Origin of the sequence: Salmonella sp. SAL04157, assembly GCF_046551635.1 — a bacterium.
Taxonomy (GTDB): Bacteria; Pseudomonadota; Gammaproteobacteria; order Enterobacterales; family Enterobacteriaceae; genus Salmonella; species Salmonella enterica.
This window is the reverse complement of the sequence record NZ_JBGDVS010000006.1, coordinates 88,136-104,816: the sequence shown is the minus strand read 5'-3', so window position 1 is coordinate 104,816 and position 16,681 is coordinate 88,136. Positions and strand designations below refer to the sequence as shown.

Here is a 16,681-nt window from a genome sequence, read left to right as displayed (position 1 = left end):
TTTTGGACCTGGGCAGTGCTCAAAATCCTCACGTACTACGTGTACGCTCCGGTTTTTGCGCGCTGTCCGTGTCCAAACTGGCTGCGCCAATAACGCCTGGTGGGATAGGCTCTAAGTCGATTCTCTTTTTTGCGAGGCGAATTAATTATTCTCTGAAAATTATTGATCTGATAAATGATTATTAATCTAAATGTTATAAGCGTCAGGTCAACAGGAGACAATTATTTTCATGCCTATGGAAAACAAGTCAATTTTCTTTCTGGCGGTCTGCTTCCCCCACCAGCAGCCGAATGTAACAGAAAGCAATTAAATATGTGCGGTTGCTCATATTATTACATACTGGTTACAGAAAGAGATTGATAATTCGCATCGCGAAAAATAGTCTATTTAACGTAGTAAATGAGGTTTCTCAGCGCTACTTTTTATTTTTATTTTTTCGCTGTTCGCTTTTGTCGGCAGCAATTTATACGTCAAAGAGGATTAACTTATGCGTACGTTTAGTGGCAAACGTAGTACGCTGGCTCTGGCTATCGCCGGTATCACAGCAATGTCGGGGTGGATCGTTGTTCCGCAGGCGCAAGCCTCCGGCTTTTTCGACGACTCCACGTTAACGGGCGGCATCTATTATTGGCAGCGTGAACGCGATCGCAAAGATGTGACCGACGGCGACAAATATAAAACTAACCTTTCTCATGCGACCTGGAACGCTAACCTGGATTTTCAGTCTGGTTACGCTGCGGATATGTTCGGTCTGGATATCGCGGCGTTTACCGCGATTGAAATGGCAGAAAACGGCGACAGCGGTCATCCAAACGAAATTGCCTTCTCGAAAAAGAATAAAGGCTACGACGAAGACTATTCCGGCGATAAGAGCGGTATCAGTCTTTATAAAGCCGCAGCGAAATTTAAATATGGCCCGGTCTGGGCGCGCGCCGGTTATATTCAGCCTACCGGTCAGACGCTGTTAGCGCCGCACTGGAGTTTTATGCCGGGTACCTATCAGGGTGCGGAAGCTGGCGCCAGTTTTGACTATGGCGATGCGGGCGCGTTAAGTTTTTCCTACATGTGGACTAACGAATATAAAGCGCCGTGGCATACCGAAATGGATAAGTTTTATCAGGCGGATAAAAAAACCAATGTGGACTACCTCCACTCCATCGGCGCGAAGTACGACTTCAAAAATGATCTGGTGCTGGAAGCGGCGTTTGGTCAGTCCGAAGGCTATGTCGATCAATATTTCGCGAAGGCCAGCTATAAATTTGATTTAGGCGGCAATCCGTTCACCACCAGTTACCAGTTCTACGGCGCGCGCGACAAAGTAGACGATCGCAGCGTGAATGATATTTACGACGGTACGGCCTGGCTGCAGGCGTTGACCTTCGGCTACAAAGTCGCGGAAGTGGTTGACCTGCGTCTGGAAGGTACCTGGGTGAAAGCGGACGGTCAGCAGGGCTATTTTCTGCAACGTATGACGCCAACCTACGCCTCTTCAAACGGTCGTCTGGATATCTGGTGGGATAACCGCTCCGACTTTAACGCTAACGGTGAAAAGGCGGTTTTCTTCGGCGCGATGTATGACCTGAAAAACTGGAATCTGCCGGGCTGGGCTGTGGGCGCGTCTTACGTTTACGCCTGGGATGCTAAACCGGCAACCTGGCAAAGTAACCCGGATGCTTACTACGACAAAAACCGCACTATCGAAGAGTCCTCATACAGTCTGGATGCGGTCTATACCCTGCAGGAGGGGCGTGCCAAAGGCACCATGTTCAAACTGCACTTCACCGAATATGACAACCACTCCAATATTCCAAGCTGGGGCGGTGGTTACGGCAACATCTTCCAGGATGAACGTGACGTGAAATTTATCGTTATTGCGCCATTCACTATTTTCTGATGTCAGATGCGGCAGGCTGCCGGTCTGCCGCGCTGTTGAGGAACGACCTATGAAAAAAATTTTACTCATCGCCAGCATGACCGCCGGTTTGACGGCCTGCGCGTCATCACCCGCGCCGGAAGAAGATAGTCGGCTGAAAGAGGCGTACAGCGCCTGTATCAATACCGCACAGGGCTCGCCTGAGAAGATAGAGGCCTGCCAAAGCGTGCTGAATGTCCTTAAAAAAGAGCGTAAACATCAGCAATTTGCTAACGAAGAAAGCGTGCGGGTACTGGACTATCAGCAGTGCATTCAGGCGACGCGCACGGGTAACGATCAGGCGGTCAAGGCTGACTGCGATAAGGTCTGGCAGGAAATTCGCAGTCATAATAACGTGCAATAAAACCCTGCCTTGCCACCCACGGGCGAATGTTTTCCGCCCGTGGTTTTTTCAGGCTTTATTTTCTGCCGCGATATAGCCGCGACTCAGACGTACAAACAGCATCGCCGTCGCGGCAAGTCCACATAACGCTGCGCACATCAGCCACCAGCCGGGCGAGCTTTTATCGCCGGTTAACTTTACCAGCGCGGTAGAGATGGCCGGCGTCAGGCCGCCAAAAATCGCCGTCGCCAGGCTAAAGGCCAGCGAGAAACCAACGGTACGCACATAGACTGGCATCACTTCGGTTAACGCCGCGACCATTGCGCCGTTATACATGCCAAAAAAGAAAGAGAACCACAGCAGTACCAGCGTCATGCGGGTAAAGTCGGGCGCGGCGGTCAGCCACTGCATGACGGGCCAGGTGGTGATCAGCGCCAGCAACGTAATGCCCATTAACACGGCGCGACGGCCAATCCGGTCGGAAATCGCGCCGCCAATGGGTAACCAGATAAAATTGGACACCCCCACCAACATGGTGACGATCAAACTGTCCCGCGCGCTGAGATTAAGCACGGTTCTGCCATAGGTCGGCGTATAAACGGTGATAAAATAAAACGTTGTGGTGGTCATCGCCACCAGCAGCGTTCCGGCCGTAATAATGCGCCAGTTTTTGGCGATAGTTGCAAAAATTTCCCTGGTGTCGGGGCGATGCTTGCGTTGTAAAAACGCTTCTGTTTCTTGTAATGAACGACGTAAAACAAAAATCAGCGGAATGATCATACAGCCGATAAAGAACGGAATTCGCCAGCCCCACTCCGATATCGCGTCGTGTCCCAGCGTGATATTCAGGCTATAACCAATCAACGCGGCAACAACGATCGCGACCTGCTGACTGGCGGATTGCCAACTGGTATAAAACCCTTTATTGCCTGGCGTTGCGATTTCGGACAGATAAACCGAGACGCCGCCTAACTCAACGCCCGCAGAAAATCCTTGTAATAACCGGCCTAACAGCACCAACGCAGGCGCTGCCAGGCCGATCGTTTGGTAGCCGGGGACGAGGGCGATGAGCAACGTACCGCAGCCCATAATCGCCAGCGTTACCATCAGCCCTTTACGACGTCCGATTCTGTCAATATAGGCGCCAAGCACAATCGCGCCGACGGGGCGCATTAAAAAACCGGAGCCAAAGACGGCAAAGGTCAACATTAATGAGGCAAATTCGCTTTCCGCCGGAAAAAACGTTTTGGCGATATAGGTGGCGTAAAATCCGAACAAGAAAAAATCAAACTGTTCAAGAAAATTGCCGCTTGTCACGCGCAGTATTGCGCCGAACGTGCCGGCGCGCGATGTTGCAGGTGTGTGTTGTGCCATAGGGTTTGCTCTCCACTGTCTTTATTGTTTTATGGGTAAGATGTTTGCGGGTCAGTTGCCTGTATCCCCCGCATGTTTTCCGCGTCGCTTCTCAACTGCCCATTTGAGTAAGGCCGCGCAGCGGAAAAATCCGTGGGCGAATTTTCCGTAGGGAAGGGTGAGAAAGAGCGCCATCACCACGCCTAAATGGAGCGCCAGCAGTATGCCCATTCCGCTGGTGTCTCTGCCTGCCAGCAGCGCCAGCCCGGTAAGACTGGTTAAGAACAGCAGCAGAATAAAGCTGCGATCCATGGGTTTCTGGCGCGCATCGCCATGTAACGGCGACCGCCGCAGATTGAGCCACAGTAGCCCGGCCGGGCCGATAAGCAGACCGATACCGCCCAGCGTGCCGAGCATGACCGGCAGGCTAAAGAACGGGTAGGGCGCTTCCCAACCGGCGACGTAGTGATAGCCCGTCGCCACGACCGTGGCGGCAAAACAGAGCATAAAACCGTAGAAGGTAAAGTGATGAAAGCGACGGCGCAGCAGCGTGAACGCATCGTCCGCTTCGTTACAACCTTTGCCGTGACCGCCGTCGAGATATTTCAGCGTTAACGCATTGTGCGACGCTTCGGCAATCTCCGCCGAACGCGGTACGCCCGGCGAGATCTCACGCCAGAAGCGAATTACGCCCGCCATAAGCAAACCGATTGCCAGCACAAAAACTGAGCCAAACATCCATGCCAGCAGGCTATGCGGAAAAATTTGATAGAAGTCACCGGCCAGCGGTGGATGAATCAGCGACCCTTTCAGCGCCATCGCCAGTAATAAAAAGAGCGTCAGACCGACTATCAGCGCCAGCGCGACGGTGATCCCCGCCCGACGGTATAACGCGCCAAAAGCGGCGGGCTGGGCATACTGTTGATACGTCTCCAGGCGGGCTTGCGCCATCGCTTTCGGCACGTTAATGGCAAATTCATGGGGTGGCGCGTACTGGCACGCGTGCAGGCAGGCACCGCAGTTATGACATAAATTTGCCAGATAATGAATATCGGCTTTACCGAATTCGAGCCGCTGGGTCATCGCCGGAAATACCGCGCAAAAACCTTCGCAGTAGCGACATGCGTTACACACTTGCATGACGCGTTCGACCTCGGCTTCCGGTTCGGTAAGCACGGTGGCCTCAATGATTAATTTTTCAAGCTGTTTCATGCTGCGCCTCCTTGTGCGCCGCGCGGGCGGCTTCTATTCCCGCAATGCGGCCAAAGGTTGTGCCGATAGACATGCCTACGCCTGCGGTATACCCCTTGCCCAGAACATTTCCTGCCATCATCTCGCCGGCAACAAACAGGTTGCGGCTTGGATGACCGGCAAAATGCACCGCGGCACGTTCGTTAACTTTCAGGCCCAGGTAGGTAAACGTGATGCCGGGTCGCAGCGCATAACCGTAGTAGGGCGGCGCATCAAGCGGGCGCGCCCAGTGGGTTTTCGCCGGCGTCAGGTTTTTGGTGGCGCAGTCATCAAGCAAGGTATGATCAAAATGACCGGGTTGGCAGGCCTGGTTATACTGCGTGACGGTATGGGTAAATTTTTCCGCGTCCAGCCCCAACTGGCAGGCCAGTTCTGCCAACGTATTGGCCTGCGCGCCAGGAAAAACCGGCGGCATAAAGTGGCCGATGGCTTTGCTGTCAATAATCGAATAGCCAATTTGTCCTGGCTGTTGAGCCACCAGCCGCCCCCAAATGGCGTAACGCTTCGGCCAGAAATCTTCGCCTTCATCATAAAAACGTTCGGCGTCGCGATTCACGACAATACCCAGCGATACGCAATCCACGCGAGTACAAATACCGCCGTCGTACAGCGGCGCCCTGGCATCAATCGCTACGCAGTGCGACTGGGACGGATCGCCAATGATATCCGCGCCGGCATCCATCATAAATTTGAGTAATACGCCCTGGTTAAAACGCGTGCCGCGAATCAGGAAATTATCCGCGGGCCATTCGCCGCGGGCGTTTTCTCCCCAGGCTTCCCGCAGCCATTCACGGTTTGATTCGAAACCGCCAGCCGCTAATACGCAGGCTTTGGCGGTAATACGTTCGCTACCCGCCAGCGCTGCCACGAATTCGCCGTCATGAAGTTCAAGCGCGTGAACCGGCGTGTTATAGCGAATCTGTACGCCCAGCCGTTCGGCGCTACGGTAATAGGCATTGACGAGCGCTTTCCCGCCGCCCATAAAAAACGCATTGGTGCGCGCAACGTGGAGCGCCCCAGACAGTGGCGGTTGAAAGTTAACGCCATGTTTGCGCATCCAGTCGCGGCATTGCGAAGAGGTGCGAATGACCAGCCGCGCCAGCGCCTCGTTGGTGTTGCCGTCGGTGACTCGCCACAGATCCTGCCAGAATTCCTCTTCAGGATAGCTTTCTACCAGCACATCCTGCGGCGCATCATGCATACAGCGCAGGTTTCGTGTGTGCTGAGAATTTCCGCCGCGCCATTCCCGCGGGGCAGCCTCCAGCAGCAGAACCGATGCGCCCGCTTCCCGTGCGGTCAGGGCGGCGCATAATGCGGCATTGCCTCCGCCTATCACCAGTACATCAACCATCTTATACTCCCGTACCATTTAACTATTTGTTAAATTTGTAATTGAAATGTATACGGATAAATAAGCGGCGCGCTATCAGGTAGCGCTAAACAGGGGTTTAGTAAGCGTAAAGGGTTGCGCCTGGCCATTCACCGGCGTCGACTAACTGACGCATAACTTTGGTAAGGACTACTCTGGCGGCAAGGCCGGCGGGCGTCAGTTCATCATCCGACAGGCTGACTAAAAAATTGGGGCGGCTGAGTACCGGATTATGGACGCCGATCACGCGTAGCGCGTCGTTATCCAGATGAGAAATCGCCGCGCCGGGCTGCAACGTGGCGCCAAGACCGTCGCGCACGGCGCGCATCAACAACGCCAGGCCGTCAATTTCCGCGACGATTTCAACGTTAAGCGCATGTTCCTGGCAGACAGCGTCCAGCCTGCCGCGCAGCCCGTGTCCCTGGCTTGGCATAATGAGCGGAATGCCTGCCAGTTGTTCAGGTGTGATCGGGTTATCAGGAAGCACCGCGAGCAGGGCATGGGAGCCAATCAGAAAAAGCTGTTCTTCAAGGATCGGTCTGGCGCTCCAGCGCAGGATTTTATCTTTTTGAAAGACAACGGCTAAATCAATCTGGCGGGTATTGATCATTCTTTCCAGATTACCGGACAAGCTTTCCACCACATGCAGTCGGACATCGGCATAGTTTTCCTGCATGGCATGGATAAACGGTATACCCAGTATGGAGGCGGTACTGGGGGCCATTCCTACGCTCACATGACCGGAAAGGCGCGCTTCTCTGGCGGCGAGAATCGCATCGTCGGCATGACGCAGGGCGAGTTGCGCCTGCGAATAAAAGGCCAGCCCGGCGTTGGTTGGCGTTACGCCGCGCGAGGTGCGCTGCAACAGACGGATGGCGAGCTCGTTTTCCAGACGGGACATCTGTTGACTTAATGCTGAAACGCCAATATCAAGATCCTGCGCGGCGCTGCCCATACTGCCGGTTTCAATAATACGCACGAAATAGCGTAACTGGCGAAGCTCCATTCCTGCTCTCCTGAGATGCGATAGCGTTTTTTACATTAAATCAACATCAAGCGGCAGGAAAGAGGAGGATATAAAAAAGCCAACCGGGCGGTTGGCTCTTCGAAAGATTTACACTTATTTAGTCGCGTCATCGTGCGCGTGCTCGTCTTCGCGGCAGTCGCCTTCAGCGCAGTGGCCGTAAAGATAGAGGCTGTGATTAGTTAAACGAATACCGTGTTTCGCCGCAATTTCACGCTGGCGCGCTTCAATAGAGTCATCACTAAATTCAATCACTTTTCCGCAGTCAAGGCAGATAAGATGGTCGTGATGATGCTGTTGCGTCAGTTCAAAAACGGATTTACCGCCTTCAAAATTATGGCGGGTCACGATACCGGCATCGTCAAACTGGTTCAGCACACGGTATACGGTTGCCAGACCGATTTCTTCACCCATGTCGATCAGGCGTTTGTATAAATCTTCCGCACTGACGTGATGGTTATCTGGTTCCTGAAGAACTTCCAGAATTTTTAAACGAGGAAGCGTTACTTTCAGGCCAGCCTTCTTTAATGCGGTATTGTTGTCAGTCATGCGGAATCTGTCCTGTTGCTAAACGATTCACTTCATTAGAGAAGTGACAGAAATTGCACTCAAGATAATGCGTATCATTATAGGACTGCCATGCCGAAATGAAAACCGCAAGTCTCTCGCAGATGTTAATAAAACTGTGGTTTTGCCTGCAAATTCTGGCGCCACCTGATTACACCCGGACATTGTACAGGGATGGGTGCGAAAGTTACAAATTTGTAGCAATTATTTTGATTGGTCTTGTCTATTGATGCGGCGCAGATATAACGCTGCGCCGCATAAGATTAGGCGTTGAGGATGTCGTCGAGGTGCAATTCAGCTGAAACTTGCTTAACCCATTTTTCAACACGCTCGGCGGTCAGTTCAGGCTGACGGTCTTCGTCAATCGCCAGGCCGACAAAATGATCGTCGTCAGCCAGACCTTTAGAGGCTTCAAAATGATAGCCTGCGGTTGGCCAGTGACCCACAATCGTGGCGCCGCGCGGCTCAATAATGTCGCGAATCGTGCCCAGCGCATCACAGAAGTATTCCGCGTAGTCTTCCTGATCGCCACAGCCAAACAGCGCCACCAGCTTACCGTTAAAGTCAATCTCTTCGAGAGTCGGGAAGAAGTCATCCCAGTCACATTGCGCTTCGCCATAGTACCAGGTTGGGATGCCCAGCAGCAGAATGTCATACCCTTCCAGGTCTTCTTTACTGCTTTTTGCAATGTCATGCACATCGGCAACGTCTTTACCAAGCTGTTTTTGAATCATTTTTGCGATATTTTCGGTATTACCGGTGTCGCTGCCGAAAAAGATGCCAGTGATTGCCATGAGTAAAATAACCTCTTGAAACTTATTGAAATGGTGGTGGCGAATTGCCCACGGATAAGGGCAATCATAGCAGAACAGGCAGATATGCGGAAACAGCAATCACGCGGGACTGCACGCTCTGCTACACGAAATATGAAACAAAACTTATTTTCAGACTAAACCCTGGCCGCGCAGCGCCATAAGCTGCTTCATTAATATTTCTTCAATGAGCTCGCTGCGGCTAATGTTGCGCGCTTCGGCCAGCTCATTCAGCGCGTCAACCGCTTGTGCGTTGAGTTTTAATTCGACACGCTTGAGGCCACGAACTTTGTCGCGTTTTAACTGGTTGCGCTTGTTGATGCGTAACTGTTCATCGCGCGAAAGCGGATTCGTTTTAGGTCGTCCCGGGCGACGCTCGTGCGCGAACAGATCTAATGTCGTACGGTCCGTTTGTTCTTTGGCCATGATTTTGGTGACTTCGGGGGAAACAATCAGCCAGGCTTATGCCCGGATGGATAGCGCGCCATCATACATCAGCGAGGAAGCGACGCCAACGCCCGCGCGCGTAATCGCGCACAGGCGATGAGTTTTTAATCAGTTAGCGTTTATCGTGCAGATAACGGCGGATGGCGCGCAGAACCGCCTCTGGTTTTTCAGCATGTACCCAGTGGCCCGCGCCGGCGATCACATGCGCGCGCGCCAGAGGGAATTGCGCCAGCAGCGCGTCGCGGTACGCTTCGGTCACGTACGGCGAGTTACCGCCTGGAATAAACAGCGCCGGATATTCCCAGGGCGGAATGGTTTCCCAGCCGACGATATGCGGATACTGCTCCCATAATACCGGAACATTAAAACGCCATTCGCCTTCAGCCCAGGATTTTAACAGAAACTGGATCACGCCTTCTTCGTTGAGGTGCTGGCGCATAATCCCTGCCGCCTGTTGGCGGGATGTCGCGTCGGATTCGCTGACGGCGTTAATGGCCGCGAAAATGCGATCGTGGCGGCGAACGTGATAATCCACGGGGGCGATATCAATCGCGACCAGACGATCGATGCGATCGGGCGCCAGCGCCGTCAGCGCCATTACCGCTTTTCCGCCCATGGAATGACCAATAAACGTCGCTTTTTCAATCTGCTGCGCGTCAAGCGTATCCAGAAGATCCTGGGCCATTGCCGGATAATCCATGACCGGATCGCGCGGCGATAAACCATGATTGCGCATATCGACCTGAATAATGTCGTGATCGGTCACCAGATCGCGCGCCAGTACGCCGAGGTTGTCCAGGCTGCCAAACAGACCATGAACGAGAACGATGGGGGAATTATTGTGCAGGTTTTGTGCAGATTGCGCTCGGATGTTTAATTTCATGGCAAAGTTCTTTTTTTCGCTCTGTCGGGTTAGGGTATTATGTTGACCATTCTGCCACTGGGCTGCAACCTCTAAGGTTTACTCCGAGTTTTTTTGTCAGCCGGGCTTAACGCTATCCGCTGTTGGGATTTGTTCCTATAATCCCAATGACTTGTATTCAGCAAAGACATCGCACTGGATTAAGATGAAAACGATTGAAGTTGATGATGAACTCTATAGCTATATTGCCAGCCACACCAAGCATATCGGCGAGAGCGCATCCGACATTTTACGGCGTATGTTGAAGTTTTCCGCCACGACACAGCCAACGGCTTCAGCGGTGAAGGGGACGCCTGCGGCGCAACCCGTTGCCGAAGCGAAACCGGTTAACCCGGTAAAAGACAAAGTTCGCGCGATGCGTGAGCTGTTGTTGTCTGACGAATATGCCGAGCAGAAAAAAGCGGTCAACCGCTTTATGCTGATTCTGACTACACTCTATTCACTGGATCACCACGCGTTTGCGGAGGCGACGGAGTCGTTGCATGGCCGCACGCGCGTCTATTTTGCGGCGGATGAACAAACGCTGCTGAAAAATGGGAATCAAACTAAACCTAAGCACGTTCCCGGCACGCCGTACTGGGTGATCACCAACACCAACACCGGCCGTAAATGCAGCATGATCGAACACATCATGCAGTCAATGCAATTCCCGGCGGAATTGATTGAAAAGGTTTGCGGAACAATTTAATCCTTGCATTAGAAGGACCAGGCAATGGCAATCCACAACCGCGCAGGACAACCCGCGCAACAGAGTGATTTGATTAACGTCGCCCAACTGACGGCGCAGTATTATGTACTGAAACCGGAGGCAGGGAATGCAGAACATGCCGTGAAATTTGGCACTTCCGGCCATCGCGGTAGCGCAGGTCGTCACAGTTTCAACGAACCGCATATTCTGGCGATCGCCCAGGCGATTGCTGAAGAGCGGGCGAAGAATGGCATTACCGGCCCCTGCTATGTGGGGAAAGACACCCATGCGCTCTCGGAACCGGCCTTCATTTCCGTGCTGGAAGTGCTGGCGGCAAACGGCGTAGACGTTATCGTGCAGGAAAATAATGGCTTCACGCCAACGCCTGCCGTGTCAAATGCTATCCTGGTCCATAACAAAAAAGGCGGCCCGCTGGCTGATGGTATTGTCATTACGCCGTCGCACAACCCGCCGGAAGATGGCGGTATTAAATATAATCCGCCCAATGGCGGCCCGGCGGACACCAACGTCACTAAAGTGGTAGAAGATCGCGCCAATGCGCTGCTGGCGGATGGCCTGCAAGGCGTTAAGCGCATCTCTCTGGATGCGGCAATGGCCTCGGGCCACGTTAAAGCGGTAGATCTGGTACAGCCGTTTGTCGAAGGGCTGGCGGATATCGTTGATATGGCGGCGATTCAGAAAGCCGGTCTGACGCTGGGCGTTGATCCGCTGGGCGGCTCCGGTATTGAATACTGGAAACGTATCGCAGAGCATTACAAGCTTAACCTGACGTTAGTCAACGATCAGGTTGATCAAACCTTCCGCTTTATGCATCTGGATAAAGATGGCGCGATCCGCATGGATTGCTCCTCCGAATGCGCGATGGCGGGTTTGCTGGCGCTGCGTGACAAGTTTGACCTGGCCTTCGCTAACGACCCGGACTACGACCGTCATGGCATCGTGACGCCTGCAGGGCTGATGAACCCGAACCATTATCTGGCGGTCGCCATTAACTACCTGTTCCAGCATCGTCCGCTGTGGGGCAAAGATGTTGCCGTCGGTAAGACGCTGGTCTCTTCCGCGATGATTGACCGCGTGGTGAATGATTTGGGACGCAAGCTGGTGGAAGTGCCGGTTGGCTTCAAATGGTTTGTTGACGGTTTGTTCGACGGCAGCTTTGGTTTCGGCGGGGAAGAGAGCGCGGGCGCTTCGTTCCTGCGTTTCGACGGTACGCCGTGGTCTACCGATAAAGACGGTATCATCATGTGCCTGCTGGCGGCGGAAATCACCGCCGTTACCGGGAAAAACCCGCAAGAGCATTACAATGAACTGGCAGCGCGTTTTGGCGCGCCGAGCTATAACCGTCTGCAGGCGGCAGCGACCTCGGCCCAGAAAGCGGCATTGTCTAAACTGTCTCCGGAAATGGTCAGCGCCAGCACGCTGGCAGGCGACCCGATTACCGCGCGTCTTACCGCAGCGCCGGGTAATGGCGCATCGATTGGCGGCCTGAAGGTAATGACCGATAACGGCTGGTTCGCCGCGCGTCCATCCGGTACGGAAGACGCTTACAAGATCTATTGCGAAAGCTTCCTGGGGGAAGAACATCGCAAGCAGATTGAGAAAGAAGCCGTTGAAATCGTTAGCGAAGTATTGAAAAACGCCTGATGGGCGATATGGAAGAAAAAGGAGCCTTACGGCTCCTTTATATGATGTTTAACAAACTGAAAATATAGGGATTTTATTTTTGTGTGTCCAGATAATGCCCTATTTGAACACACAAAAAAGCCCGCGCGGATTGTCCATGCGGGCTTTGTTTTTTACTATTTGTTCATGTCCTGAAGGGTGCCTTACGATCGCCACCTTCAGCAACCGAATGACCGGGGATTACTCCCCGGTCGCGGTTTCCTTACTGCTTACACTGTAAGAACGCCGCAAACTCCGCGCCTCCTAATCTCATGTGCAGCTCGCATAACGAACCGCGTAACATCCAGATTATGAGTACCACCGCAATACAAATTGTGATGGTGGATAGCGATTTTTGCGACATGCGCTTTACTCCTTATCGGAGAGGCGCTAACCTATCACTTGCTTAAGGTTGTTCGGCTAGAGCCTCGGTTAAACAGAAATGTTTTCCGGGGCTTTCGTCTTTCTGGCCTTTGGCGAACCTCCGACCAGCGTCGAAGGCACCCGCGACTATTCTACTGATTTCCCGCCGCCCCGCTACTTAAAACTAAAACCCGTCAAATTCGTCTGTTATTGTCATGGGGGATTCCTGTTGGTTTATGTTTCGTCTTTCTGGTAGAGATCGAAGTTAAGCTGATTACGTCCGCGATGGCTTGAAGGGAGGTCTTCCCACGGAATGGATTTGTCTTCGGTCTTGTTTTTTCCTACAAGGCCGATGACGGACTGGAGGGTGTAGAAGCTGACGCCGCATTCCAGGTTATTACACTGGTAGTAAGTCCGTCTGATGGTTCTTTCCTTGTTTTCCATTCGGCTGGTGCGGGTTCTGGATGATGCGCCACATATCGGACAGGGAAACAAAGGCAGGCCCTCATACTGATAAGTCTGCCGTTTATATTATTCCAGTTATTCCTTTTCTGCTATCCATTCAGGAATTTTTAATTCCAGATCAAGGTGTGTGGTGAAGCCGTTCTCGTCGATAGTGTGTTCCGCTTTGGCGATGATCCAGTCTTCGTTATCGATATCGGTTTTAAAGCCAGACACGGAGCCGTGCATTTCGGGGTAGAGATCTGCACGGCCACGCGCCAGCGTAATGGAAAACTCCGCCGCGCCGCGCTGTAGCTGCTGCCATTTGGCGGCGGCGGCACGCTTTGCGGCTTCTTCGTTCTGGTAAGTCTTGCGCAGTACATAAACGTTACCGTCTGCGCCTTCCATGTAGTCGCCTTCGCGGCTGCTGCTTTTCTCTTTTTTTGACGTTGCGGGCTTGCGGCGGCGTTTAACGCTGACTTTCTTTTTTTTGCCGAAGTTCAGATCCAGCCAGTACGCCTTTACGCCTGTATAGGCCTGCCTGTCTGAAATGCGAAAGCGGTGTCTGTCGCCGTGGCTGCGGGTCAGGGCGAAGGAAGGTAGCGCCCTGCCGTCTGCCGTGACGCCGCCACCCGGCAGAATGAATAACAGACTGCCGTTCTTTACCGTGGCGATAGCGCCCAGCATGTCGGCCATACGGGTGAGAAATGACATATCGCTTTCATCAGTCTGGTCGGCGTGGTCGATTTCGATATCCATCAGCATTTCGCTTATCTGCGCCTTCAGTCCGTAGCGGTGAGCGATGGCAGACACGACGCGCTCGACGGTCACATCATGCCAGGACACTTCACGCTTAACGTTGAATTCAGCGCGAAAATCGGCACTGCTGGCCGTGATATCAAGACGGTCTGGCGGGCCCTGGTGTGAGATCTCGTCAACGATATACAGCCCCTTGTAAATCAGGGCTTCACCTTTCCATCCCATCGATACGGCAAGCTTCGTGCCGCGCTTTGGGAGCTGCACTTCGCCGTCAGTATCGTCCACGCTGATAAAAACCTGATCGGCTTCGAAGCCCCGGTTATCGGTCATTGAAAGAGACATTACCCGCCTGTTGAGGTCGTCCAGTTCGTCCGGTTCGCTTTTGGTTTTCTCCAAAGTGATACTGAAATCAGGCACTTTCACCGCGTCATTCAGGGTGTCCATGTAGCTGTTAATTTTTAGTGTGATGGCGTCTGTGGGTGTCATGTGTTCTGTCCCTCCGTTGCCCGAAGGATCACACGTGCGCGCGGGAAGCCGTAACCCTTTTTTGTTGTCGCAGTACGGGAAGAACGCGGGTTTAGTGCTATGGCGGAGAAGATGGCGGATTATCACGGGGAACCTCAACAACCGCAACGGTGGAAAACATGAGTGAACAACGTTTTCACGGTGCGCGCATCAGGGAAAACACTGACCTGGTCACGGCCATTAATGACATTGATTCCAGTGTCATTGGGATTGTTGCCGTGGCTGATGATGCTGATGCGGGTACTTTCCCTTTGAATAAGCCCGTTTTGTTTAACCGGGTTAATGATGTGCTCGGCAAAACTGGTAAAACCGGCACGTTGTATAAATCCCTCAAGGCCATAGCCGATCAGGTCAGTACGAAAGTGATTGTTGTACGCGTCCCTGCTGCAAAGGAGGGCGACGGCGAGAAGACGCAATCACAGCTTGTGATTGGCGGAACGGAGGCGGACGGCAGTTATACGGGAATGTATGCGCTGCTGGTTGCTGAACAGGATGAACATATCGGCTACCGTCCGCGCATTCTGGCGGCACCTGATCTCGATACCAAAGAGGTGACGTCTTCCCTGTGTGTGATTGCTGAGAAGCTGCGGGCGTTTGTGTATGCCGGATGCAACGGTTGCGCCACGATGGCGGAGGCCATCGCGTACCGGGCTGATTTTGCCTACCGCGAACTGATGCTTATCTGGCCTGACTTTATCGCTTATAACCCTGAGTCCGGCCAGAATGAAGTTTTTCCGGCCCCGGCGTATGCGTGCGGCCTGCGGGCGCTGATTGATAACGAGCAGGGATGGCATAAGTCGCTGTCTAACGTGCCGGTGAAAAACGTGCTGGGGATTTCAAAACAAGTGTTCTGGTCGCTTCAGGCTGAGGATAGCGACGCTAACGCGCTTAACAACAAGGAGATCACCACGCTGATTAAGCGTAACGGTTTCCGGTTCTGGGGCGACCGCTCAACGGATACCAACGCCTATATCTTTGAGGTGTATACGCGTACTGCGCAAGTACTGGCTGACACTATCGCAGAAGCGCAATTTGAGGCGATAGACGAGCCGCTGACGCCAGTTAACGCTAAGGATGTACTGAGCGGCATACGGGCGAAACTGAGCGCGCTGGTGACGTCAGGGCGGCTTATCGGGGCGTCATGCTGGTATGACGTGGTGGATAACAGCACGACGGAGCTACGACAGGGACGCGTGCGTATTCGCTACAAATATACGCCGGTTCCGCCACTGGAAGATCTGACACTGTACCAGACGTTCACGGATGAATTTTTCGGGCCTGCATTTGCGTCTTTGGGAGGTGTGTAAATGTCTGTTCCACATAAAATCCAGTTTTTTACCTGTTTTATTGACGGGGAAAACGAGATCGGCAAAGTGACGTCGCTCACCCTGCCAAAAGTGACGCGCAAGACCGAAAACTATCGCGGCGGCGGCATGATGGGGTCAGTTGCGGTTGATCTTGGCCTTGATGATGGCGCGCTGGATGCCACCGCCGTTTTTGGCGGCTTTATGCCAGGCGTTATCAGGAAGTACGGCGGCGACATCGACGAGCTGAAGCTGCGCTTTGTGGGGTATCTGTACACCAGTGGCGACAGTCGCGTGTGTGAGATTGAGATGCGCGGGCGAATTACGGAAATCGATATGGGTGAGGTCAAACAGGGTGAGGATACCTCGCACACCTACGCCATCAAAAACACCTATTACAAGCTGTCTGTTGATGACCAGGAGCTTATCGAAATTGATAACCTGAATTTCATCTACAAAAAAGACGGCAAAAATATGATCCCCGATCGCGCCCGTTCTGCGCTGGGTATGAACTGATTAATTTAATGGCGGTGCTGTATGCCGCCCGGAGAAATGACAATGAAAAAAGAATCTGCTGAATATGGCGTTGACATCACCACTGAAGCCACTGCCCCGGTGAAGGGGGTTACGCTGGCCCAGCCGGTTGTGCGCGGGGATGAAACGATTACGTATGTTGAGATTGGTGACGCTATCAGGCAATCAGGCTCACTGCGCGGACTGTCGCTGTCAGACGTGCTCAATATGAAAACGGATACCCTGGTGACGCTGTTTGCGCGTGTGACGTCTCCACGCCTGAAGGAAAGCGAGATCAGATCGCTTGCGACGTCTGATTTTATCGCGCTGTCCACGGCCATCGTCCCTTTTTTGACGCCTACGGCCTCTGGAGTACCGAACGGGGCGGAGACGGACGACTAATCA

General features: G+C 53.1%; 18 protein-coding genes and 1 pseudogene. 7 read left to right on the top strand and 12 right to left on the bottom strand.

Translation table 11 applies throughout. The features are described from left to right. The first annotated feature begins 487 nt into the window (after positions 1 to 487). Entirely contained in the window at positions 488 to 1,894 is a 1,407-nt protein-coding gene (gene chiP, locus ACLJRE_RS14585; protein ID WP_001258803.1) for a chitoporin ChiP, read from the top strand. Positions 1,895 to 1,943: 49 nt separating this feature from the next. Beyond that, on the top strand, positions 1,944 to 2,276 hold the full coding sequence (gene chiQ / locus ACLJRE_RS14580; protein WP_000722260.1) for a ChiQ/YbfN family lipoprotein: 333 nt from the start codon (positions 1,944 to 1,946) through the stop codon (positions 2,274 to 2,276). A 48-nt stretch (positions 2,277 to 2,324) separates the two neighbouring features. On the opposite strand, the gene tcuC is transcribed toward chiQ, so the two are convergent. The 9 genes and pseudogenes from tcuC to ybfF all read right to left on the bottom strand — a co-directional run bounded on the left by tcuC (position 2,325) and on the right by ybfF (position 9,961). After that, a complete protein-coding gene (gene tcuC, locus ACLJRE_RS14575; protein ID WP_000057011.1) occupies positions 2,325 to 3,629 on the bottom strand; it encodes a tricarballylate/proton symporter TcuC in 1,305 nt (434 codons plus the stop codon). Positions 3,630 to 3,680: 51 nt separating this feature from the next. Further along, positions 3,681 to 4,820: a tricarballylate utilization protein TcuB gene (gene tcuB, locus ACLJRE_RS14570; RefSeq protein ID WP_000811137.1), complete on the bottom strand. Its 1,140-nt coding sequence runs from the start codon at positions 4,818 to 4,820 to the stop codon at positions 3,681 to 3,683. Then, a complete protein-coding gene (tcuA, locus tag ACLJRE_RS14565; RefSeq protein WP_000228705.1) occupies positions 4,807 to 6,210 on the bottom strand; it encodes an FAD-dependent tricarballylate dehydrogenase TcuA in 1,404 nt (467 codons plus the stop codon). The genes tcuB and tcuA overlap by 14 nt, the downstream gene beginning before the upstream one ends. 97 nt (positions 6,211 to 6,307) lie before the next feature. Continuing rightward, positions 6,308 to 7,234 (bottom strand): tricarballylate utilization LysR family transcriptional regulator TcuR, encoded by a 927-nt coding sequence (tcuR, locus tag ACLJRE_RS14560; protein ID WP_023212934.1) that lies wholly within the window; start codon positions 7,232 to 7,234, stop codon positions 6,308 to 6,310. Between the two features lie 114 nt (positions 7,235 to 7,348). Beyond that, positions 7,349 to 7,801 (bottom strand): ferric iron uptake transcriptional regulator, encoded by a 453-nt coding sequence (gene fur / locus ACLJRE_RS14555; protein WP_000131699.1) that lies wholly within the window; start codon positions 7,799 to 7,801, stop codon positions 7,349 to 7,351. Next, positions 7,794 to 7,879: pseudogene (locus ACLJRE_RS14550) on the bottom strand (ryhB-regulated fur leader peptide). The gene fur and the pseudogene ACLJRE_RS14550 overlap by 8 nt, the downstream one beginning before the upstream one ends. 203 nt (positions 7,880 to 8,082) lie before the next feature. Further along, positions 8,083 to 8,613: a flavodoxin FldA gene (gene fldA / locus ACLJRE_RS14545; protein WP_001018621.1), complete on the bottom strand. Its 531-nt coding sequence runs from the start codon at positions 8,611 to 8,613 to the stop codon at positions 8,083 to 8,085. A gap of 150 nt (positions 8,614 to 8,763) precedes the next feature. Further along, the gene (gene ybfE, locus ACLJRE_RS14540) at positions 8,764 to 9,057 is read right to left on the bottom strand and encodes a LexA regulated protein (protein ID WP_001040939.1); all 294 of its coding nucleotides are present in this window, start codon (positions 9,055 to 9,057) and stop codon (positions 8,764 to 8,766) included. Between the two features lie 133 nt (positions 9,058 to 9,190). Continuing rightward, entirely contained in the window at positions 9,191 to 9,961 is a 771-nt protein-coding gene (gene ybfF / locus ACLJRE_RS14535; protein ID WP_000773249.1) for an esterase, read from the bottom strand. A 184-nt stretch (positions 9,962 to 10,145) separates the two neighbouring features. Between ybfF and seqA the strand changes: the two genes are divergently transcribed. Together seqA and pgm are read left to right on the top strand one after the other, a co-directional pair. Continuing rightward, positions 10,146 to 10,688, top strand: coding sequence for a replication initiation negative regulator SeqA (seqA, locus tag ACLJRE_RS14530; RefSeq protein ID WP_000848395.1), 543 nt, complete (start codon positions 10,146 to 10,148; stop codon positions 10,686 to 10,688). 24 nt (positions 10,689 to 10,712) lie between these two features. After that, entirely contained in the window at positions 10,713 to 12,353 is a 1,641-nt protein-coding gene (gene pgm / locus ACLJRE_RS14525; RefSeq protein WP_000974372.1) for a phosphoglucomutase (alpha-D-glucose-1,6-bisphosphate-dependent), read from the top strand. A 241-nt stretch (positions 12,354 to 12,594) separates the two neighbouring features. On the opposite strand, the gene ACLJRE_RS14520 is transcribed toward pgm, so the two are convergent. From ACLJRE_RS14520 to ACLJRE_RS14510, 3 genes are all read right to left on the bottom strand, one after another. Then, positions 12,595 to 12,735, bottom strand: coding sequence for a Hok/Gef family protein (locus ACLJRE_RS14520; protein WP_024143244.1), 141 nt, complete (start codon positions 12,733 to 12,735; stop codon positions 12,595 to 12,597). A 233-nt stretch (positions 12,736 to 12,968) separates the two neighbouring features. Next, positions 12,969 to 13,229 carry an ogr/Delta-like zinc finger family protein gene (locus tag ACLJRE_RS14515; RefSeq protein WP_058111890.1) on the bottom strand — a complete coding sequence of 87 codons (261 nt, stop codon included), beginning with the start codon at positions 13,227 to 13,229 and terminating at the stop codon, positions 12,969 to 12,971. 45 nt (positions 13,230 to 13,274) lie between these two features. Beyond that, the gene (locus ACLJRE_RS14510; RefSeq protein ID WP_058111889.1) at positions 13,275 to 14,420 is read right to left on the bottom strand and encodes a contractile injection system protein, VgrG/Pvc8 family; all 1,146 of its coding nucleotides are present in this window, start codon (positions 14,418 to 14,420) and stop codon (positions 13,275 to 13,277) included. 158 nt (positions 14,421 to 14,578) lie between these two features. Here ACLJRE_RS14510 and ACLJRE_RS14505 point away from each other — a divergent pair, with 158 nt between their 5' ends. From ACLJRE_RS14505 to ACLJRE_RS14495, 3 genes are read left to right on the top strand one after another with little or no spacing between them, the layout of a single operon-like run. Then, entirely contained in the window at positions 14,579 to 15,766 is a 1,188-nt protein-coding gene (locus ACLJRE_RS14505; RefSeq protein ID WP_045900664.1) for a phage tail sheath family protein, read from the top strand. Beyond that, positions 15,767 to 16,279 (top strand): phage major tail tube protein, encoded by a 513-nt coding sequence (locus ACLJRE_RS14500; protein WP_000115856.1) that lies wholly within the window; start codon positions 15,767 to 15,769, stop codon positions 16,277 to 16,279. Positions 16,280 to 16,321: 42 nt separating this feature from the next. Next, complete coding sequence (locus tag ACLJRE_RS14495; RefSeq protein WP_077946052.1) at positions 16,322 to 16,678, top strand: phage tail protein; 357 nt, start codon at positions 16,322 to 16,324, stop codon at positions 16,676 to 16,678. The last annotated feature ends 3 nt before the right edge of the window (positions 16,679 to 16,681 follow it).